Here is a 13,944-nt window from a genome sequence, read left to right as displayed (position 1 = left end):
CGTCAACGCGCTTTATTTTCGTTCTGGTATTACCTGGGATCATGCGAAGCGGACAGAGCGAAAATCGCCGCGAAAGTCTGCCGGCGTGCCTGCGTCAGTCCTGCCTGACGTCCGCGCGCAGCCAGTCGACGAGGCCGTCGATCGCCGGCGTGATCGTCTTCCCGTGCGGCACCACGATGTAGTAGGCGTCCGTCATCTGCAAGGACGCCACCGGCAACCGCACCAGTTCCCCGGCGTCGAGCAGGTCGTGGACGAGCCGCCCCCAGCCGAGCGCGACACCATGACCATAGCGGGCGGCATCGATCGCATCGGTATATAAGCTGCAGCGCAGCGCGTAATTCAACCGGTCGGGCCGGAAGCCGGCGGCATGGAACCACGCCTCCCACCCCATCCAGCCCTCGGACGTCGAATCGGACTCCACCAGCGCGACGGCGGCGAGTTCCGCCAGCGATTCCGGCGCGCCGTGCTGCCGCAGCCAGGCCGGCGAGCAGACGGGAAAGACTTCTTCGTCGAACAGGCGGATCGCGGTGCCGTCGGCCCAGCGACCGTTCCCGTAGCGCACCGCGATGTCGATTTCGTTGTGGCGCAGATCGGCGGTGAACATCAGCGTCGCGAGACGCAACTGCAACTCGGGCTGCGCGGCCTTCAGCGCGGCGAGCCGCGGCAGCAGCCGGAAATGCGAGAACGCGGAGGTCGCCGCGAGGACGAGTTCCTGCCGGATCGGGCCGCTCGTCAGACGGTCGAACACGCCGGCGATCTTCTGCATCGACTCGGCCATCACCCGGTACAGCGCCGCACCCTCGTCGGTCAGTTCGATCGAGCGATGCAGCCGATGGAACAGGCGCGTGCCGAGCAGGTCCTCGAGGAACTTGATCTGCCGGCTCACCGCGGCCTGCGTGACGCCGAGTTCGTGCGCGGCCAGCGTGAAGCTGCCGAGGCGGGCGACCGCCTCGAACTCGACGAGCGCCGTCACGGACGGGATCAGACGGCGATAGCCTTTGGGGGTTGCGGACGCAGGTTTCATCTGACGAACGCGTGGTGCGGGGGCAGCGTGCTATTGACCGATCTCGACCCCGGCATCTAGCCAGCCGCGCATCATCACGCCGACCTCGTCGCCCAGCCACTTCCGGAACAGCCGGTATTCCTCGCGCGGCTGGGCATTCCGGTGCGTGATCAGATAGTGATGGCGATCGCGGAACACCAGCACGTCCTGTACCGGACGCACCAGGGTGCCTTGCTCGATCTGCCGGTGCACGAGGTGATGCCAGCCCAGCAGCGTCCCCTCGCCGGCCTCGGCCTGGGCGACGAGCAACCGGTAGTCGTTGCTTTCCAGATACTTGTTCTCGGTCAGCGTGTCGGTACCGTCGCCTTGCTGGAACCAGTTGCGCCACACGCGCCAGTCGACGTGCTCGCACACCTGCGCGCGGCCGAGCATCGACAGGTTCAGGGTCGGGCACGACAGCAGGTCCAGCGGCTTCAGCGACCGGCCGCGAAAATGGCGTTCGTGAAAGGACGGGCTGCAAACCGGATACACGATATCGTGAAACAGCGGCTCGGCTTCGAACTCGGGCTCGCGCGGCGGGTTCTTCGTGATGATCACATCGGGCTCGATGAGCCCGTCGAGTTCCATGAAGTGTTCGGTGACGATCACGTTCAGCCGGATATCCGGAAACCGCTCGCGAAACGCGGGCAGCCGCGACGACAGCCAGAGCGCCGAGAACGTATGCGACACGCAGATCATCAGCGCGTGCCTGTCGGTGCGGCGCACCGCCTCCGCCGCCTCGGCGATGTTCATGATCGACAGGTACGACGCGTTGTAGAGGACGCGCCCCGCATCCGTCAGCGCGATATGCCGGCCGGTGCGCTCGAACAGAGCGACGTCGAGCGAATCCTCGAGTTCCTTGATCTGCCGGCTGATCGCGGCCTGCGTCACGCACAGCACCTCGGCCGCCTGGGTGAAGCTCTCGTAGCGCGCCGCCGTCACGAAACACCGCAGCGCCCGAAGCGACGGCATCTGCGCGAGGAGTCGGTCTGCAAACAATTGCTTCTTCAACATGGCTTTCACTCTCAAAACGGAGGTCGGACGCAGCGTCGGCGCATTCGTCGACGGCAGTCCCCATCGGCTGCCTGCGAGCAGGCTCATCGCAAACCTTTCGATTATCTGAATATTACGGCTTGCGAGTCGGCCGGGCGGCGTCGCGATGACGTCATTCTTGATCGATTGTGCACTGCGTCGCCATTATCGGAAGCGATGATGGAGACGGCAAGGCGCACGGTGGTGCCGCCCATCCGCCCCCGCGCCAGGCCACTGCGTGGCGCGGGGGCGCAGCGCACCATACGCGATGCCGACGCGGCGTAGCGTCGTTCGTTCTGTCACGCGCCGCGTGCGCCATTCTCGCCGGCCGAGCGGCCGCTGGCCATACTCGCGCGACATGGTGCAGGACAACATCGCAGCCGATCGGCGGCTCGACAAGCCGCTGAAACGGTTTCGCCGCAACCTGCAGCCTGGGCCGCGCGGCCCCGGGGTGCAGCGTGCGCGGCGCGCCCCACTTAGTCGAGCTTCAACCAGGTGGTCTTCAACTCGCAATATTGATCGTGTGCGTACACGGACTTGTCGCGGCCGCCGAACCCCGACTGCTTGAAGCCGCCGAACGGCGTCGACAGGTCGCCTTCGCCGAAGCAGTTCACCGTGACCGTCCCCGCACGAATCCGCGCGGCGACCTTGTGCGCGCTGTTCACGTTGTCGGTCCACAGCGACGCGGCCAGCCCGTAGCACGTATCGTTCGCGATCCGCACCGCGTCGTCGACGTCGTCGTATTCGATGAAGCACACGACCGGCCCGAACACCTCGTCGCGCGCGATGCGCATCTCCGGCGTCACCTGATCGAAGATCGTCGGCTCGACGAACCAGCCGCCCGTCTCCGCGAGGATCGCGCGCCCGCCGCATACCACGCGCGCGCCTTCCGCCTTCGCCTGTTCGATATGGCCGAGCACCTTCTCGTAATGCTTCTGTTCGATCAGCGCGCCGAGCTTCACGTCCGGATCGAGCGGATCGCCGGTCTTCCAGCCGGCGAGCACCGCCTGGACCTTCTCCAGCAGTTCCGCCTTGCGGCTCGACGGAACGAGGATCCGCGAGCCGGCGCTGCAGTTCTCGCCCATGTTCCAGAACGCGGCCGCAACTGCCTGCTCGGCCACCGCGTCGAGGTTCGCGACGTCCGGCAGGATGACCTGCGGATTCTTGCCGCCGCACTCGAGCACGACGCGCTTCAGGTTCGTATCGGCCGAGTAGTGCAGGAACCGCTTGCCGGTGGCGGTCGAACCGGTGAACGCGACGAGATCGACGTCCGGATGCCGGCCGATCGCCTCGCCGGCCTCGGCGCCGAACCCCGTGACGACGCTGAACACGCCCGGCGGCACGCCGGCTTCCATCGCGAGATCGGCGATGCGCAGCGTCGACAGCGACGTCTGCTCGGCCGGCTTCACGACCACGCTGTTGCCCACCGACAGCGCGGGGCCGATTTTCCATGCGAGCATCAGCGCCGGGAAATTCCACGGCAGCACCGCGCCGACGACGCCGATCGGCTCGCGCGTGATCATGCTCACGACACCCGCACCGGACGGCGACAACGCGTCGTAGCGCTTGTCCGTCACTTCCGCATGCCAGCGGATGCACGCGGCCGACTCGGGAATGTCGAGCCCCAGGCATTCGCCGATCGGCTTGCCGGCTTCCAGCGCCTCGAGCAGCGCGAGTTCCTCCGCGTGCTCGTCGATCAGCTGCGCGACGCGCAGCAGCACCGCCTTGCGATGCGCGGGTGCGGCCTTCGACCAGACGCCCGACTCGAACGCTTCGCGCGCGGCCGCGACCGCGCGATCGACGTCGCGGTCGCTACAGCGCGCCACTTCGGCAAGCACCTTGCCGGACGCCGGGTTGAGCGTCGCGAACGTCTCGCCCGACGCCGCCGCGCTGCGCTCGCCCGCGATGAACGCGCGACCGTCGAGCGACAACGCGTTCGCCTTCTGTTTCCAATCCTGATGGGTCGTCATGTCGTTTCCTCAAAAATCAAAGCTCGGCACCAGCCGAGAATTCCTTGGCCCAGATCGTCGCCGACACGGCCAGGTCGACGAGCGGCCGAACCGGCAGCGGACGCGGATGCGGCTGCTTCAGCAACTGCTGCACGAGGCTGTTCGATTCGCCGAGCGCGTATTCGGCGATCAGCTTGCCGGAGGCCGACCCGCGGCTCAGCCCGAGGCCGTTGCAGCCGATCGCCTCGTAGAGGCCGTCGTCGCGCCTGCCGAACAGCGCACCGTTGTTCGAGGACAGGCACAGCGGCCCGCCCCACGTATATTCGAGCTCGACGCCGCCGAGCATCGGGAAGCGGCGCTCGAACGAGCGCTGATGCAGATGCCGCGATTTCGCGAGATCGGCCTGCGACAGCTTCACGTCCGGCCGGAACGCGAAATGGTTGCGCACGCAAATGCGATCGGTGACCAGGCGCCGCACCGTCGTGCCCATCGGATCGGCCGGAATCAGCGCCCACGAGCGCGTGCCGCCGAGTCTCGCCACTTCGTCGGGGTTCATCGGGCGCGTGAGCGACGCGAACGTATAGACCGGCAGCAAACCGTTCGAATGCATGCCGAAGGTCGCCGCGTATGCGTTGGTGCACAGGATCACCTGCTTCGCGACGATCGTGCCGCCGGCGAAATGCAGTACGCGCGTGTCGCCGCGCGGTTCGATCCGCTTCACCGGGCTGAGCTCGAGCACCGTCACGTTCGCCGGTTGCGTCGCCGCCAGCCCGCGCATCAGCGCCGCCGGCTGCACGGTGCTGCAGCCCGGCGTGAACAGCGCGCCCGTGTAGAACCCGGTGCCGGTCACGGCCTGGATCGCCGGCTGATCGAGCCATTCGAATGCTTCGCCGATGCGCGACAGCCCGTCGGCGAAATGCGCGAGCGCGGCCGCGCCCTTCCGGTTGACCGACGCGTGGAATTTGCCGTCGTCGCGCCAGTCGCAGTCGATGCCGAAACGCCGCACGATCTCGCGCACATAGTCGATGCCGTGCCGCTGAAACCGCACGTCCGCACGATCCTCGTCGATGCTGCGCGAGTAGCTTTCGCTGCTGATGTCGTGCGGCAGGTCGACGAAGAATCCGGAATTGCGCCCGGACGTGGTGCGGCCGATCCGGTCGGCCTCCACGAGCGCGATGGACGCACCGGGTGCGAGCTCCGCCAGCCGGCGCGCGGCACAAAGCCCGGTGATGCCGCCGCCGACGACGACCCAGTCGAACCGGCTGTCCGACTTGACGGTATTGGCGTCCGGTGCGGGCGGAAGACTCTCCCACCACCCGTTCATCCCGTCCGGCGCCGGAAACCGCGCGAATTCCAGAGTCGAGCCCATGACGGATTACCGGCCGTCGCGCAGCAGCGGCTTGACGAGCTTCGCGAACGCGTCGCGCTCGTCGCCCGACAACGCCCCGAGCGGCGCGCGCGCGACGCCGACCGGCAGCCCGGCCAGCTCGCAGCCGTAGCGCACGTACTGAATGAACTTGCCGCTGCGCTCGAGCAGTTCGAGCACCGGCAGCAGTCGGGCCATCAGCGTGCGACCGGTCGCGAAATCGCCGCGCTTCACGCATGCGTCGAACAGGTCGGTGTGCGCTTCCGGCAGGAAGTTCGATGCGCCGCCGACCCAGCTGCGCGCGCCCCACGCGAAGAACTCGAGCGCCTGATCGTCCATCCCGCAGCTCAGCACGAGCCGGCCGCTGAAATGCGTCGACAGGTGATGCAGATGCGCGATGTCGCCGGTGCTTTCCTTCATCGCGACGAAGTTCTTGCGCTCGAGCAGCGTCTCGAGAATGTCGTCGCCGATTTCGGTGCCCGTGCGGGCCGGGAAGTTGTACAGCATGATCGGCATGTCGAGCGCGTCGTCGACCGCGAGCAGGTGCGCGAGCAGTTCCTGCTGGGTCGGCTGCGCGTAGTACGGCGCCGCCACGAGCAACGCGTTCAGCCCCGCGCGCTTCGCTTCACGGCCGAGGCGCAGCACCTCCTTCGTCGTGGTCGCGTTGATGCCCGCGGTCAGGAACGTCTTGCCGCCGGCCGCGGCGGCGACCGTGTCGAACGTGCGCACGCGCTCGTCGAAGCTCAATGCGTAGTATTCGCCCGTCGTCCCGCCGATGCCCAGGCCGGATACCCGGCCCGCAAGATCGGCCGCATGCCGGCCCAGCAGTTCGTGGTTGATTTCGCCGTCCGCGTCGAACGGGGTGACCAGCGGAGTGTGTACGCCCTCGAAGCTCATTTTCGATTCCTCAATCAAGTGGTTGCACCAGGTTCCCGCCCGTCAGGCAGGAAACCGGCAATTCGACACAACGTCGTCGGTATGTCGCTGCATACGCGCAGCGACGCCGATCGATTCACTACGTGATCCGAACGATGTTCGAGGTTCAGACCGGTTCCCGGATCAGGCGAACGCCTCCGCGTGCGCATAGACGGGAAACTGGCTGCACAGGTCGCGCACGCGGGTCCGTACCGACCGCTCGACCGCTTCGTCGCCGTTCGGATCGCGCTCGAGCTCAGCCAGCACTGCCAGGATCAATTCGCCGATCTGCTCGAACTGCGCGGTTCCGAAGCCGCGCGTGGTGCCGGCCGGCGTACCGAGCCGGATGCCGGACGTGACGGTCGGGTTTTCCGTATCGAACGGAACCCCGTTCTTGTTGCAGGTGATGCCCGCGCGCTCCAGTGCCTTCTCGGCCTGCGCGCCGGCGATGCGCCGGGCGCGCAGGTCGACCAGCAGCAGGTGGTTGTCGGTGCCGCCCGTGACGAGCGTCAGGCCGCCGGCCGTCAGCACGCGCGCGAGCGCCTGCGCGTTGCGCAACATCTGCTCGATATAGCGGGTGAATTCCGGCCGAAGCGCTTCCGCAAAGGCCACTGCCTTGCCGGCGACGACATGCATCAGCGGCCCGCCCTGCAACCCCGGAAACACCGCCGAATCGATCTGCTTCGCGACCTCGGCGTGGTTCGTCAGGATGAAGCCGCCGCGCGGGCCGCGCAGCGTCTTGTGCGTGGTGGACGTCACCACGTCGGCGAACGGCACCGGATTCTGATGCCGACCGGCCGCGACGATGCCCGCGATGTGCGCCATGTCGACCATCAGCTTCGCATCGACGCTGTCGGCGATCTCGCGAAACGCGGCGAAGTCGAGCGCCCGCGGATACGCGGAGTAACCGGCGATGATCAGCTTCGGGCGATGCCGCTCGGCGAGCCGGCGCACGTCGTCGTAATCGATGCGCAGCGTGTCGCGGTTCACGCCGTACTGCACCGCGTTGAACCACTTCCCCGACAGCGCGGGCCGCGCGCCGTGCGTGAGGTGGCCGCCCGCATCGAGCGACATGCCCATCACCGTGTCGCCCGGCTTGACGAGCGCGAGCATCACCGCGCCGTTGGCCTGCGCGCCCGAATGCGGCTGGACGTTGGCGTGGCTCGCGTCGAACAGCGCGCACGCGCGATCGATTGCGAGCGCCTCGATCCGGTCGACATGGTCGCAACCGCCGTAGTACCGCCGCGACGGATAGCCTTCCGCGTACTTGTTCGTCAGCACGGTGCCCTGTGCTTCCAGCACCGCCGCCGACGCGATGTTTTCAGATGCGATCAGTTCGATCTGGGTTTGCTGGCGACGCAGCTCCAGCGCGATCTCCGACGCGATCACCGGATCCCGGCTCTGAAGCGTTTCGGAAAAAAAGCGGGCGTTCTCGTTCACTTGCTGACTCCGCGACGCGATTCGTGACATGCTGCATGGACCGCGCGTACCGCACATCGCGAGGCCGGCGCGATCGTTACGGCTCGGGCCATCGGCTTCGGGCGATACGCCCCGCCGGTGAGCGCGGACGACGCCGATCGCATCGTCTGCGCCACCGGGGCGCGGCTTTACTGCTGCAGCCAGGCCTTGAGCTTCTCCGGGTGTGCATCGACGAACTTCTTCGCGGCGCTCGCGTAGTCGTTCGTGCTGTTCCCCTCGAACTCGATCGCCTCGACGTCGGCCAGCGTCAGCTTCAGGTGCTTGAAGAACACGTCGGCGCGCGGGAACTTGCCCGCGAACTTCTTCGACGCGAACGCATGAATCTGCTCTTCGCCTCCCAGCGTGCCCTTCGGATCCTTCAGGTAACGCATCTGCCACTTCTGGAACAGCCAGTGCGGACTCCAGACCGTTGCGACGATCCACTGCTTCGACTGGTACGCACGCGACACGCTCGCCAGCATGCCGGCCTCGCTCGACGCCTGGAGGTTGTAGCCGTCCAGGTTGTACGCCTTGATGGTCTTCTCGGATGCCTGCATCAGGCCGCCGCCCGGCTCGATGCCCTGGATCGTGCCGTTCAGCTTGCTCTTGACTTCCGGCTTGCTCAGGTCGGCGATCGACGACAGCTCCGATTCCGGAATGTAGGTTGGCACCGCCCAGCCATTCTTGCCGCCGGTGTAGATGATGCCGACGTCGTCCAGGTCGTTCTTGTACTTCGCGTAGTAGGTCCCGTGCGTGACCGGCAGCCAGCCCCCGACCATGATGTCGAGATCGCCACGCGCGACACCCTGGTACTGGATGCCGATGTCGGCCTGGACGAACTGCACCGGTTGCTTGAGTTGCGTCTCGAGCACGTACTTCGCGACGTTCGCCACCGCGAGCACGTCCGCCCAGTTGGTCACCGCGATCTTGACCGGCTCGGCCGCCGATGCCGCGCCCACACCTGCACTGCAGGCCACCACCGTCGATACCGCAAGTTTCGCCAGAAGCGACTTGAACGTATGGGTATTCATCTAGTACTCCTTTTTAATCACGCGAGTCTTTCAAGGGTGAGGAACGCCTTCGATCGGCGTTTCCGGTCTCCACGCACTGCTACACCGGTTCCGCCTCGGCACCGTGGCCGCGACGCTTCATCGTCCTTCAAATGCCTTCGACCGCCCTGTTCGTCAGGTGCGTGCCGCGCCACGCGGGCCGGCCTTGCCGGCACGCACGATCGGCTTCTTCGCCTTCTTCTTCGCCTTCACGCCGAAGCTCTCCGTCAGGCGATCCAGCACGATCGCGAGCAGCACGACGCCTAGCCCGCCTTCGAAGCCGATCCCGATGTCGAGACGCTGAATGCCGCTCAGCACGTATTCGCCGAGGCCGCCCGCGCCGATCATCGACGCGACCACCACCATCGACAGCGCCATCATGATCGTCTGGTTCACGCCGGCCATGATCGACGGCAGCGCGTTCGGCAACTGGATCTTCCACAGCAGCTGCCAGTCGGTGCTGCCGAACGAGCGGCCGGCTTCGATCAGTTCCTCGCGGACCTGCCGGATGCCGAGCGTCGTCAGCCGCACGACGGGCGGCATCGCGAACACGATCGTCGCGATCACCGCCGGCACGCGTCCGAGCCCGAACAGGATCACGGCCGGGATCAGGTACACGAACGCGGGCATCGTCTGCATGAAGTCGAGCAGCGAGCGCAGGATCATGCCGATCCGGTTGTTGCGCGCGCCCCAGATCCCCAGCGGGACGCCGATCACGAGGCTGAAGAAGGTCGCCGCGGTAACGAGCGCGAGCGTCGATACCGTCTGTGCCCACAAGCCCATGTAATGGATGACGAGCAGCGCGAGGCCGACGAAGATCGAGAACACGATGCCGCGGCGCCACAGCGCGAGCCCCACCATGATCACGACCATCGCGATGAACGGCACGGCGGCGAGACCGTCTTCGAGCAGCTTCACGACCGCGCCGAGCCCAGCCGAAAACGTGTCGAAACCACCGCGGAAATGCAGAAACAGAAAGTTGACGAAGTCTTCCGCGAACTTCCCGATCACCGACGCGTTCATGCTGCCCTCCGTTGCATCATCTGCTTGAGTATCGTCCGGCAGGACACGACGCCCGCCAGTTGTCCCGCCGCGTCCGTCACCGGCACGTCGTGCTGCCGGGTCAGCGCGATCGACGCGAGCCGATGCAGATCCGTATCGATCGACACCGCATGGAAGTCGGGCAGGAATGCCTCGCGAATCGGCCGGACACCGGACCGGTGCAGTGTGGCGGCCGTCACGCAGCCGAGGTAATGGCCGGCCTCGTCGCACACGTAGCCGCATTCCGCGCCGCTGTCGATCAACCGGTTCAGGTAGCGGTCGGACGACGTGCCCGCGTCGCACTGAATCAGCCCGCGCTCGATCTTCGTCAGCAGGCTCGACGCCTTCAGGAAGCGCGATACGTCGACATTGCGGAAGAAGTCCTGCACGTAGGCATCCGCCGGTGTCTGGATCAGTTCGGCCGGCGTGCCCACCTGGATCAGGCAGCCGTCCTTCATGATGCCGATGCGGCCGCCGATCTTCACCGCCTCCTCGATATCGTGGGAGATGAACACGATCGTGCGCTGCTCTTCCTTCTGCAGGCGCAGCAGCTCGTTCTGCATTTCGAAGCGGATCAGCGGATCAAGTGCGGAGAAAGCCTCGTCCATCAGCAGGACCGACGGGTTCACCGCGAGTGCGCGGGCAAGGCCCACGCGCTGCTGCATGCCGCCGGACAACTCGCTCGGCAGCAGCTTCTCGTACGACCCGAGCCCGACGCGCTCCAGCGCGGCACGCGCGACCTCGTAGCGCTGCGCCTTCTTGATTCCCGCGACCTCGAGCCCGTACGCGATGTTGTCGAGCACGGTCCGGTTCGGCAGCAGCGCGAACGACTGGAACACCATCGCCATCTTCCGGCGTCGAACGTCGCGCAATTCCGGCGTCGACATCGGTGCGATGTCGCGGCCTTCGAGCACGACCTGCCCGGACGTCGGTTCGATCAGTCGGTTGAGCAGACGAACCAGCGTCGATTTGCCGGAGCCCGACAGCCCCATGATCACGAAGATCTCGCCGGCCCGCACGCTCAGGCTCACGTCGTCGACCGCCACCATGTTGCCGGTTTCGGCGAAGATCTCGTTGCGCCCGACGCCGCGCTTCATCAGCTCGATCGCACGCTCGGGCTTCGGACCGAAGATCTTCGACAGGTGCTTGACGGTCAGGATGTCGGTTCCGGTCGCGATGCTCGACCGGGCGATCGACGGCGCACCGTCGGTGGAGATTGCTCCGGGGGGAAGTACGTCGCCCGGTGCAAACGTCAGATTTGGGGCCATTCTGTCATCCCGACTAACTGGTAACGGAAACCGCGAACTCCGCACGTGTCGCCATCGATTGCCCGCTTGCTGCCGGAGCTCGATGCCGCGCTCGCGTGGTTGACGGCGCTGATTCAGTGACTGCAGCGTATCAATCCAATTTCGTCGCTCCAGATACATTTTCTGTGCGCTTTTCCATACCTTTGGTAATGCATCGAATGCGGGCAAAAAGGCATGACTGCCCCGAAACCGTGCGAATGACGTGAAAACCAGTGCCGGTGCGGCTGTGCGGGATTGGACGAGAATTGCGCCGAGGCGGCGTGCGTGGCGTGCGCAGGGGTGCGCTAGGGGAAAATCCCGACGAGGGGACTTAAGGGAAACTACCAGGAAGACGCGCATTCGACGGCGCACATGGCCGTCGGGCCGGCTCTCGGCAGGGCGGCCCGGCAGATGCTCGCGATGTTCAAGCGTCCCTTGCCGCGGGACCTCGCGGCGCTCGACGCGTAAGCGCGTCGCGCAAAGCACGCGGCCGCCCGAAGGCGGCCGCGCGAAGAGGCACTGATGCGCCGCTTACTTGCTGTAGTCGTACACCCCACGCCCCGTCTTGCGCCCCAGCCGCCCTGCCGACACCATCTCGCGCAGCAGCGGGCACGCACGGTACTTCGTGTCGCCGAAGTCCTTCAGGAACACGTCCATCACCGCGAGACACACGTCGAGCCCGACGAGGTCGGCCAGCGCGAGCGGCCCGATCGGATGGTTCGCGCCGAGCTTCATCCCCGCGTCGATCTCCTCGGCCGACGCGATGCCCTCGGCCAGCACGAAGAACGCTTCGTTGATCATCGGCACGAGGATCCGGTTCACGACGAAGCCCGGCGCGTTGCGCACGCCGATCGGCGACTTGTCGAAACGCTCGGTCAGCGCGCGCACCGCCGACGCGGTCGCGTCGCTCGTCTGCAGCCCGCGGATGATCTCGACGAGCGGCATCAGCGGCACCGGGTTGAAGAAGTGCATGCCGACGAAGCGCGACGGATCGGCGAGCAGCGCCGCGAGCGACGTGATCGAGATCGACGACGTGTTGGTCGCGATGATCGCGTCGGGCCGCGCGACCGACTCGATCTGCTTCAGGATGCGGCTCTTCAGCTCGACGTTCTCGGTCGCGGCTTCGATCACGATGTCCACCGCGGCGAGCTTCGCGTAGTCGGTCGACGTCGTGATGCGCGCGAGCGCGGCGTCGCGTGCGCCGGCGTCGAGCTTGTCCTTCGACACGAGCCGCTCGAGGCTGCCCTTCAGCGCGGCGACGCCCTTGTCGAGCGCCGCGTCGCTGACGTCGATCATCACGACGTTGAGTCCTGCAACGGCCGCGGTTTGCGCAATGCCGTTGCCCATGGTTCCGGCGCCCACGACGCCGACGGTTTCGATTGCCATGACGATTCCTGTGTATTCGGGTGCTGAGCGGTCGATTATCAGATGTTCTCGAAGATCGCCGCAATCCCCTGGCCGCCGCCGATACACATCGTCACGAGCGCGTAACGCCCGCCGATGCGCTTCAGCTCGTACAGCGCCTTGACCGTGATCAATGCGCCGGTCGCGCCGATCGGGTGACCGAGCGAAATGCCCGAGCCGTTCGGGTTGACCTTGGCCGGATCGAGGCCGAGCTCCTGCGTGACCGCGCACGCCTGCGCGGCGAACGCCTCGTTCGCCTCGATCACGTCGAGATCGGTGATCTTCAGGCCCGCGCGCTCGAGCGCCTTCTGCGTGGCCGGCACCGGGCCGATGCCCATGTACGCCGGATCCACACCCGCGTGCGCGTACGCGACGAGACGCGCGAGCGGCTTCACGCCCTGCGCGCGCGCGGCATCCGCGCTCATCATCAGCACCGCGGCGGCCGCGTCGTTGATCCCCGACGCGTTGCCGGCCGTCACCGTGCCGTCCTCCTTCACGAACACCGGCTTCAGCTTCGTGAAGTCGTCCGGGCCGGCGTCGTGACGCACGTGCTCGTCGGTGTCGAACGCGACCTCGCCCTTCTTCGTGCGGATCGAGATCGGCAGGATCTGGTCCTTGAAGCGGCCTTCGGCGATCGCGCGCGCCGCGCGACGATGCGATTCGAGCGCGAGCGCATCCTGCGCATCACGCGAAATGCCGTACTTTTTGGCGACGTTCTCTGCGGTCACGCCCATGTGGATCGTCTGGAACGGGTCATGCAGCGCGCCGAGCATCATGTCGACGAGCTTTGCGTCGCCCATGCGCTGGCCGAAGCGCGCGGCCGGCACCGTGTACGGCGCGCGGCTCATGTTCTCCGAGCCACCGCCGATCGCGACGTCGGCGTCGCCGAGCATGATCGTCTGCGCGGCCGACACGATCGCCTGCAGGCCGGAGCCGCACAGGCGGTTCACGGTCAGCGCCGGCGTGTGCTGCGCGACGCCGCCGTTGATCGCCGCGACGCGCGCGAGATACATGTCCTTCGGCTCGGTGTTCACGACGTGGCCGAACACGACATGCCCGACCGCATCGCCCGGCACGTTCGCGCGCGACAGCACTTCGCTCACGACCTTCGCGCCGAGATCGGTCGGCGAGAAATCCTTCAGGCTCCCGCCGAAATCGCCGATCGCGGTACGGACACCGCTCACCACCACGACTTCCTTCGCTGCATTGCTCATCGTCTCACTCCGGTTCGTTCGCGCCCGCGGGCGCGGGGATGCGTTGCGTTACATGTTCGGGTAATTCGGCCCGCCGCCGCCTTCCGGCGTGACCCACACGATGTTCTGCGTCGGGTCCTTGATGTCGCAGGTCTTGCAGTGCACGCAGTTCTGCGCGTTGATCACGAGGCGGTCGCTGCCGTCGTCGA

The 13,944-nt window shown here is 66.5% G+C and carries 12 protein-coding genes; all 12 read right to left on the bottom strand.

What is annotated here, in order from left to right; all coding sequences use genetic code 11:
- Nucleotides 1-94: 94 nt before the first annotated feature.
- On the bottom strand, nt 95-1,024 hold the full coding sequence (locus tag U5A56_RS14350) for a LysR substrate-binding domain-containing protein (protein WP_257774876.1): 930 nt from the start codon (nt 1,022-1,024) through the stop codon (nt 95-97).
- Between the two features lie 30 nt (nt 1,025-1,054).
- Nucleotides 1,055-2,056, bottom strand: coding sequence for a LysR substrate-binding domain-containing protein (locus U5A56_RS14345; protein ID WP_044848475.1), 1,002 nt, complete (start codon nt 2,054-2,056; stop codon nt 1,055-1,057).
- Between the two features lie 494 nt (nt 2,057-2,550).
- Entirely contained in the window at nt 2,551-4,044 is a 1,494-nt protein-coding gene (locus U5A56_RS14340) for an aldehyde dehydrogenase (RefSeq protein ID WP_321922952.1), read from the bottom strand.
- Nucleotides 4,045-4,060: 16 nt separating this feature from the next.
- A complete protein-coding gene (locus U5A56_RS14335; protein WP_321922950.1) occupies nt 4,061-5,392 on the bottom strand; it encodes an FAD-binding oxidoreductase in 1,332 nt (443 codons plus the stop codon).
- A 6-nt stretch (nt 5,393-5,398) separates the two neighbouring features.
- Entirely contained in the window at nt 5,399-6,286 is an 888-nt protein-coding gene (locus U5A56_RS14330) for a dihydrodipicolinate synthase family protein (RefSeq protein ID WP_321922948.1), read from the bottom strand.
- A 162-nt stretch (nt 6,287-6,448) separates the two neighbouring features.
- The gene (gene glyA, locus U5A56_RS14325; protein ID WP_321922946.1) at nt 6,449-7,774 is read right to left on the bottom strand and encodes a serine hydroxymethyltransferase; all 1,326 of its coding nucleotides are present in this window, start codon (nt 7,772-7,774) and stop codon (nt 6,449-6,451) included.
- A gap of 137 nt (nt 7,775-7,911) precedes the next feature.
- Nucleotides 7,912-8,793, bottom strand: coding sequence for a glycine betaine ABC transporter substrate-binding protein (locus tag U5A56_RS14320; protein WP_124521615.1), 882 nt, complete (start codon nt 8,791-8,793; stop codon nt 7,912-7,914).
- A gap of 153 nt (nt 8,794-8,946) precedes the next feature.
- Complete coding sequence (locus tag U5A56_RS14315; RefSeq protein WP_124521614.1) at nt 8,947-9,834, bottom strand: ABC transporter permease; 888 nt, start codon at nt 9,832-9,834, stop codon at nt 8,947-8,949.
- The gene (locus U5A56_RS14310) at nt 9,831-11,120 is read right to left on the bottom strand and encodes a quaternary amine ABC transporter ATP-binding protein (RefSeq protein WP_044848468.1); all 1,290 of its coding nucleotides are present in this window, start codon (nt 11,118-11,120) and stop codon (nt 9,831-9,833) included. The genes U5A56_RS14315 and U5A56_RS14310 overlap by 4 nt, the downstream gene beginning before the upstream one ends.
- A 549-nt stretch (nt 11,121-11,669) precedes the next feature.
- Entirely contained in the window at nt 11,670-12,524 is an 855-nt protein-coding gene (locus U5A56_RS14305; RefSeq protein WP_124485735.1) for a 3-hydroxybutyryl-CoA dehydrogenase, read from the bottom strand.
- A gap of 38 nt (nt 12,525-12,562) precedes the next feature.
- Nucleotides 12,563-13,756: a beta-ketothiolase BktB gene (gene bktB / locus U5A56_RS14300; protein WP_044848466.1), complete on the bottom strand. Its 1,194-nt coding sequence runs from the start codon at nt 13,754-13,756 to the stop codon at nt 12,563-12,565.
- 48 nt (nt 13,757-13,804) lie between these two features.
- On the bottom strand, nt 13,805-13,944 hold a 140-nt coding region (locus tag U5A56_RS14295), incomplete at its 5' end, for a 4Fe-4S dicluster domain-containing protein (RefSeq protein ID WP_287780816.1).

This window comes from Burkholderia sp. BCC1998, assembly GCF_905339875.1.
GTDB lineage: Bacteria > Pseudomonadota > Gammaproteobacteria > Burkholderiales > Burkholderiaceae > Burkholderia.
This window is presented reverse-complemented; position numbering and strand designations above follow the sequence as displayed.

Excerpts from the sequence above, each read along its gene's own strand:
- U5A56_RS14350 (WP_257774876.1), bottom strand. The coding sequence starts at position 1,024 with ATGAAACCTGCGTCCGCAACCCCCAAAGGCTATCGCCGTCTGATCCCG.
- U5A56_RS14345 (WP_044848475.1), bottom strand. The coding sequence starts at position 2,056 with ATGTTGAAGAAGCAATTGTTTGCAGACCGACTCCTCGCGCAGATGCCG.
- U5A56_RS14340 (WP_321922952.1), bottom strand. The coding sequence starts at position 4,044 with ATGACGACCCATCAGGATTGGAAACAGAAGGCGAACGCGTTGTCGCTC.
- U5A56_RS14335 (WP_321922950.1), bottom strand. The coding sequence starts at position 5,392 with ATGGGCTCGACTCTGGAATTCGCGCGGTTTCCGGCGCCGGACGGGATG.
- U5A56_RS14330 (WP_321922948.1), bottom strand. The coding sequence starts at position 6,286 with ATGAGCTTCGAGGGCGTACACACTCCGCTGGTCACCCCGTTCGACGCG.
- glyA (WP_321922946.1), bottom strand. The coding sequence starts at position 7,774 with ATGTCACGAATCGCGTCGCGGAGTCAGCAAGTGAACGAGAACGCCCGC.
- U5A56_RS14320 (WP_124521615.1), bottom strand. The coding sequence starts at position 8,793 with ATGAATACCCATACGTTCAAGTCGCTTCTGGCGAAACTTGCGGTATCG.
- U5A56_RS14315 (WP_124521614.1), bottom strand. The coding sequence starts at position 9,834 with ATGAACGCGTCGGTGATCGGGAAGTTCGCGGAAGACTTCGTCAACTTT.
- U5A56_RS14310 (WP_044848468.1), bottom strand. The coding sequence starts at position 11,120 with ATGGCCCCAAATCTGACGTTTGCACCGGGCGACGTACTTCCCCCCGGA.
- U5A56_RS14305 (WP_124485735.1), bottom strand. The coding sequence starts at position 12,524 with ATGGCAATCGAAACCGTCGGCGTCGTGGGCGCCGGAACCATGGGCAAC.
- bktB (WP_044848466.1), bottom strand. The coding sequence starts at position 13,756 with ATGAGCAATGCAGCGAAGGAAGTCGTGGTGGTGAGCGGTGTCCGTACC.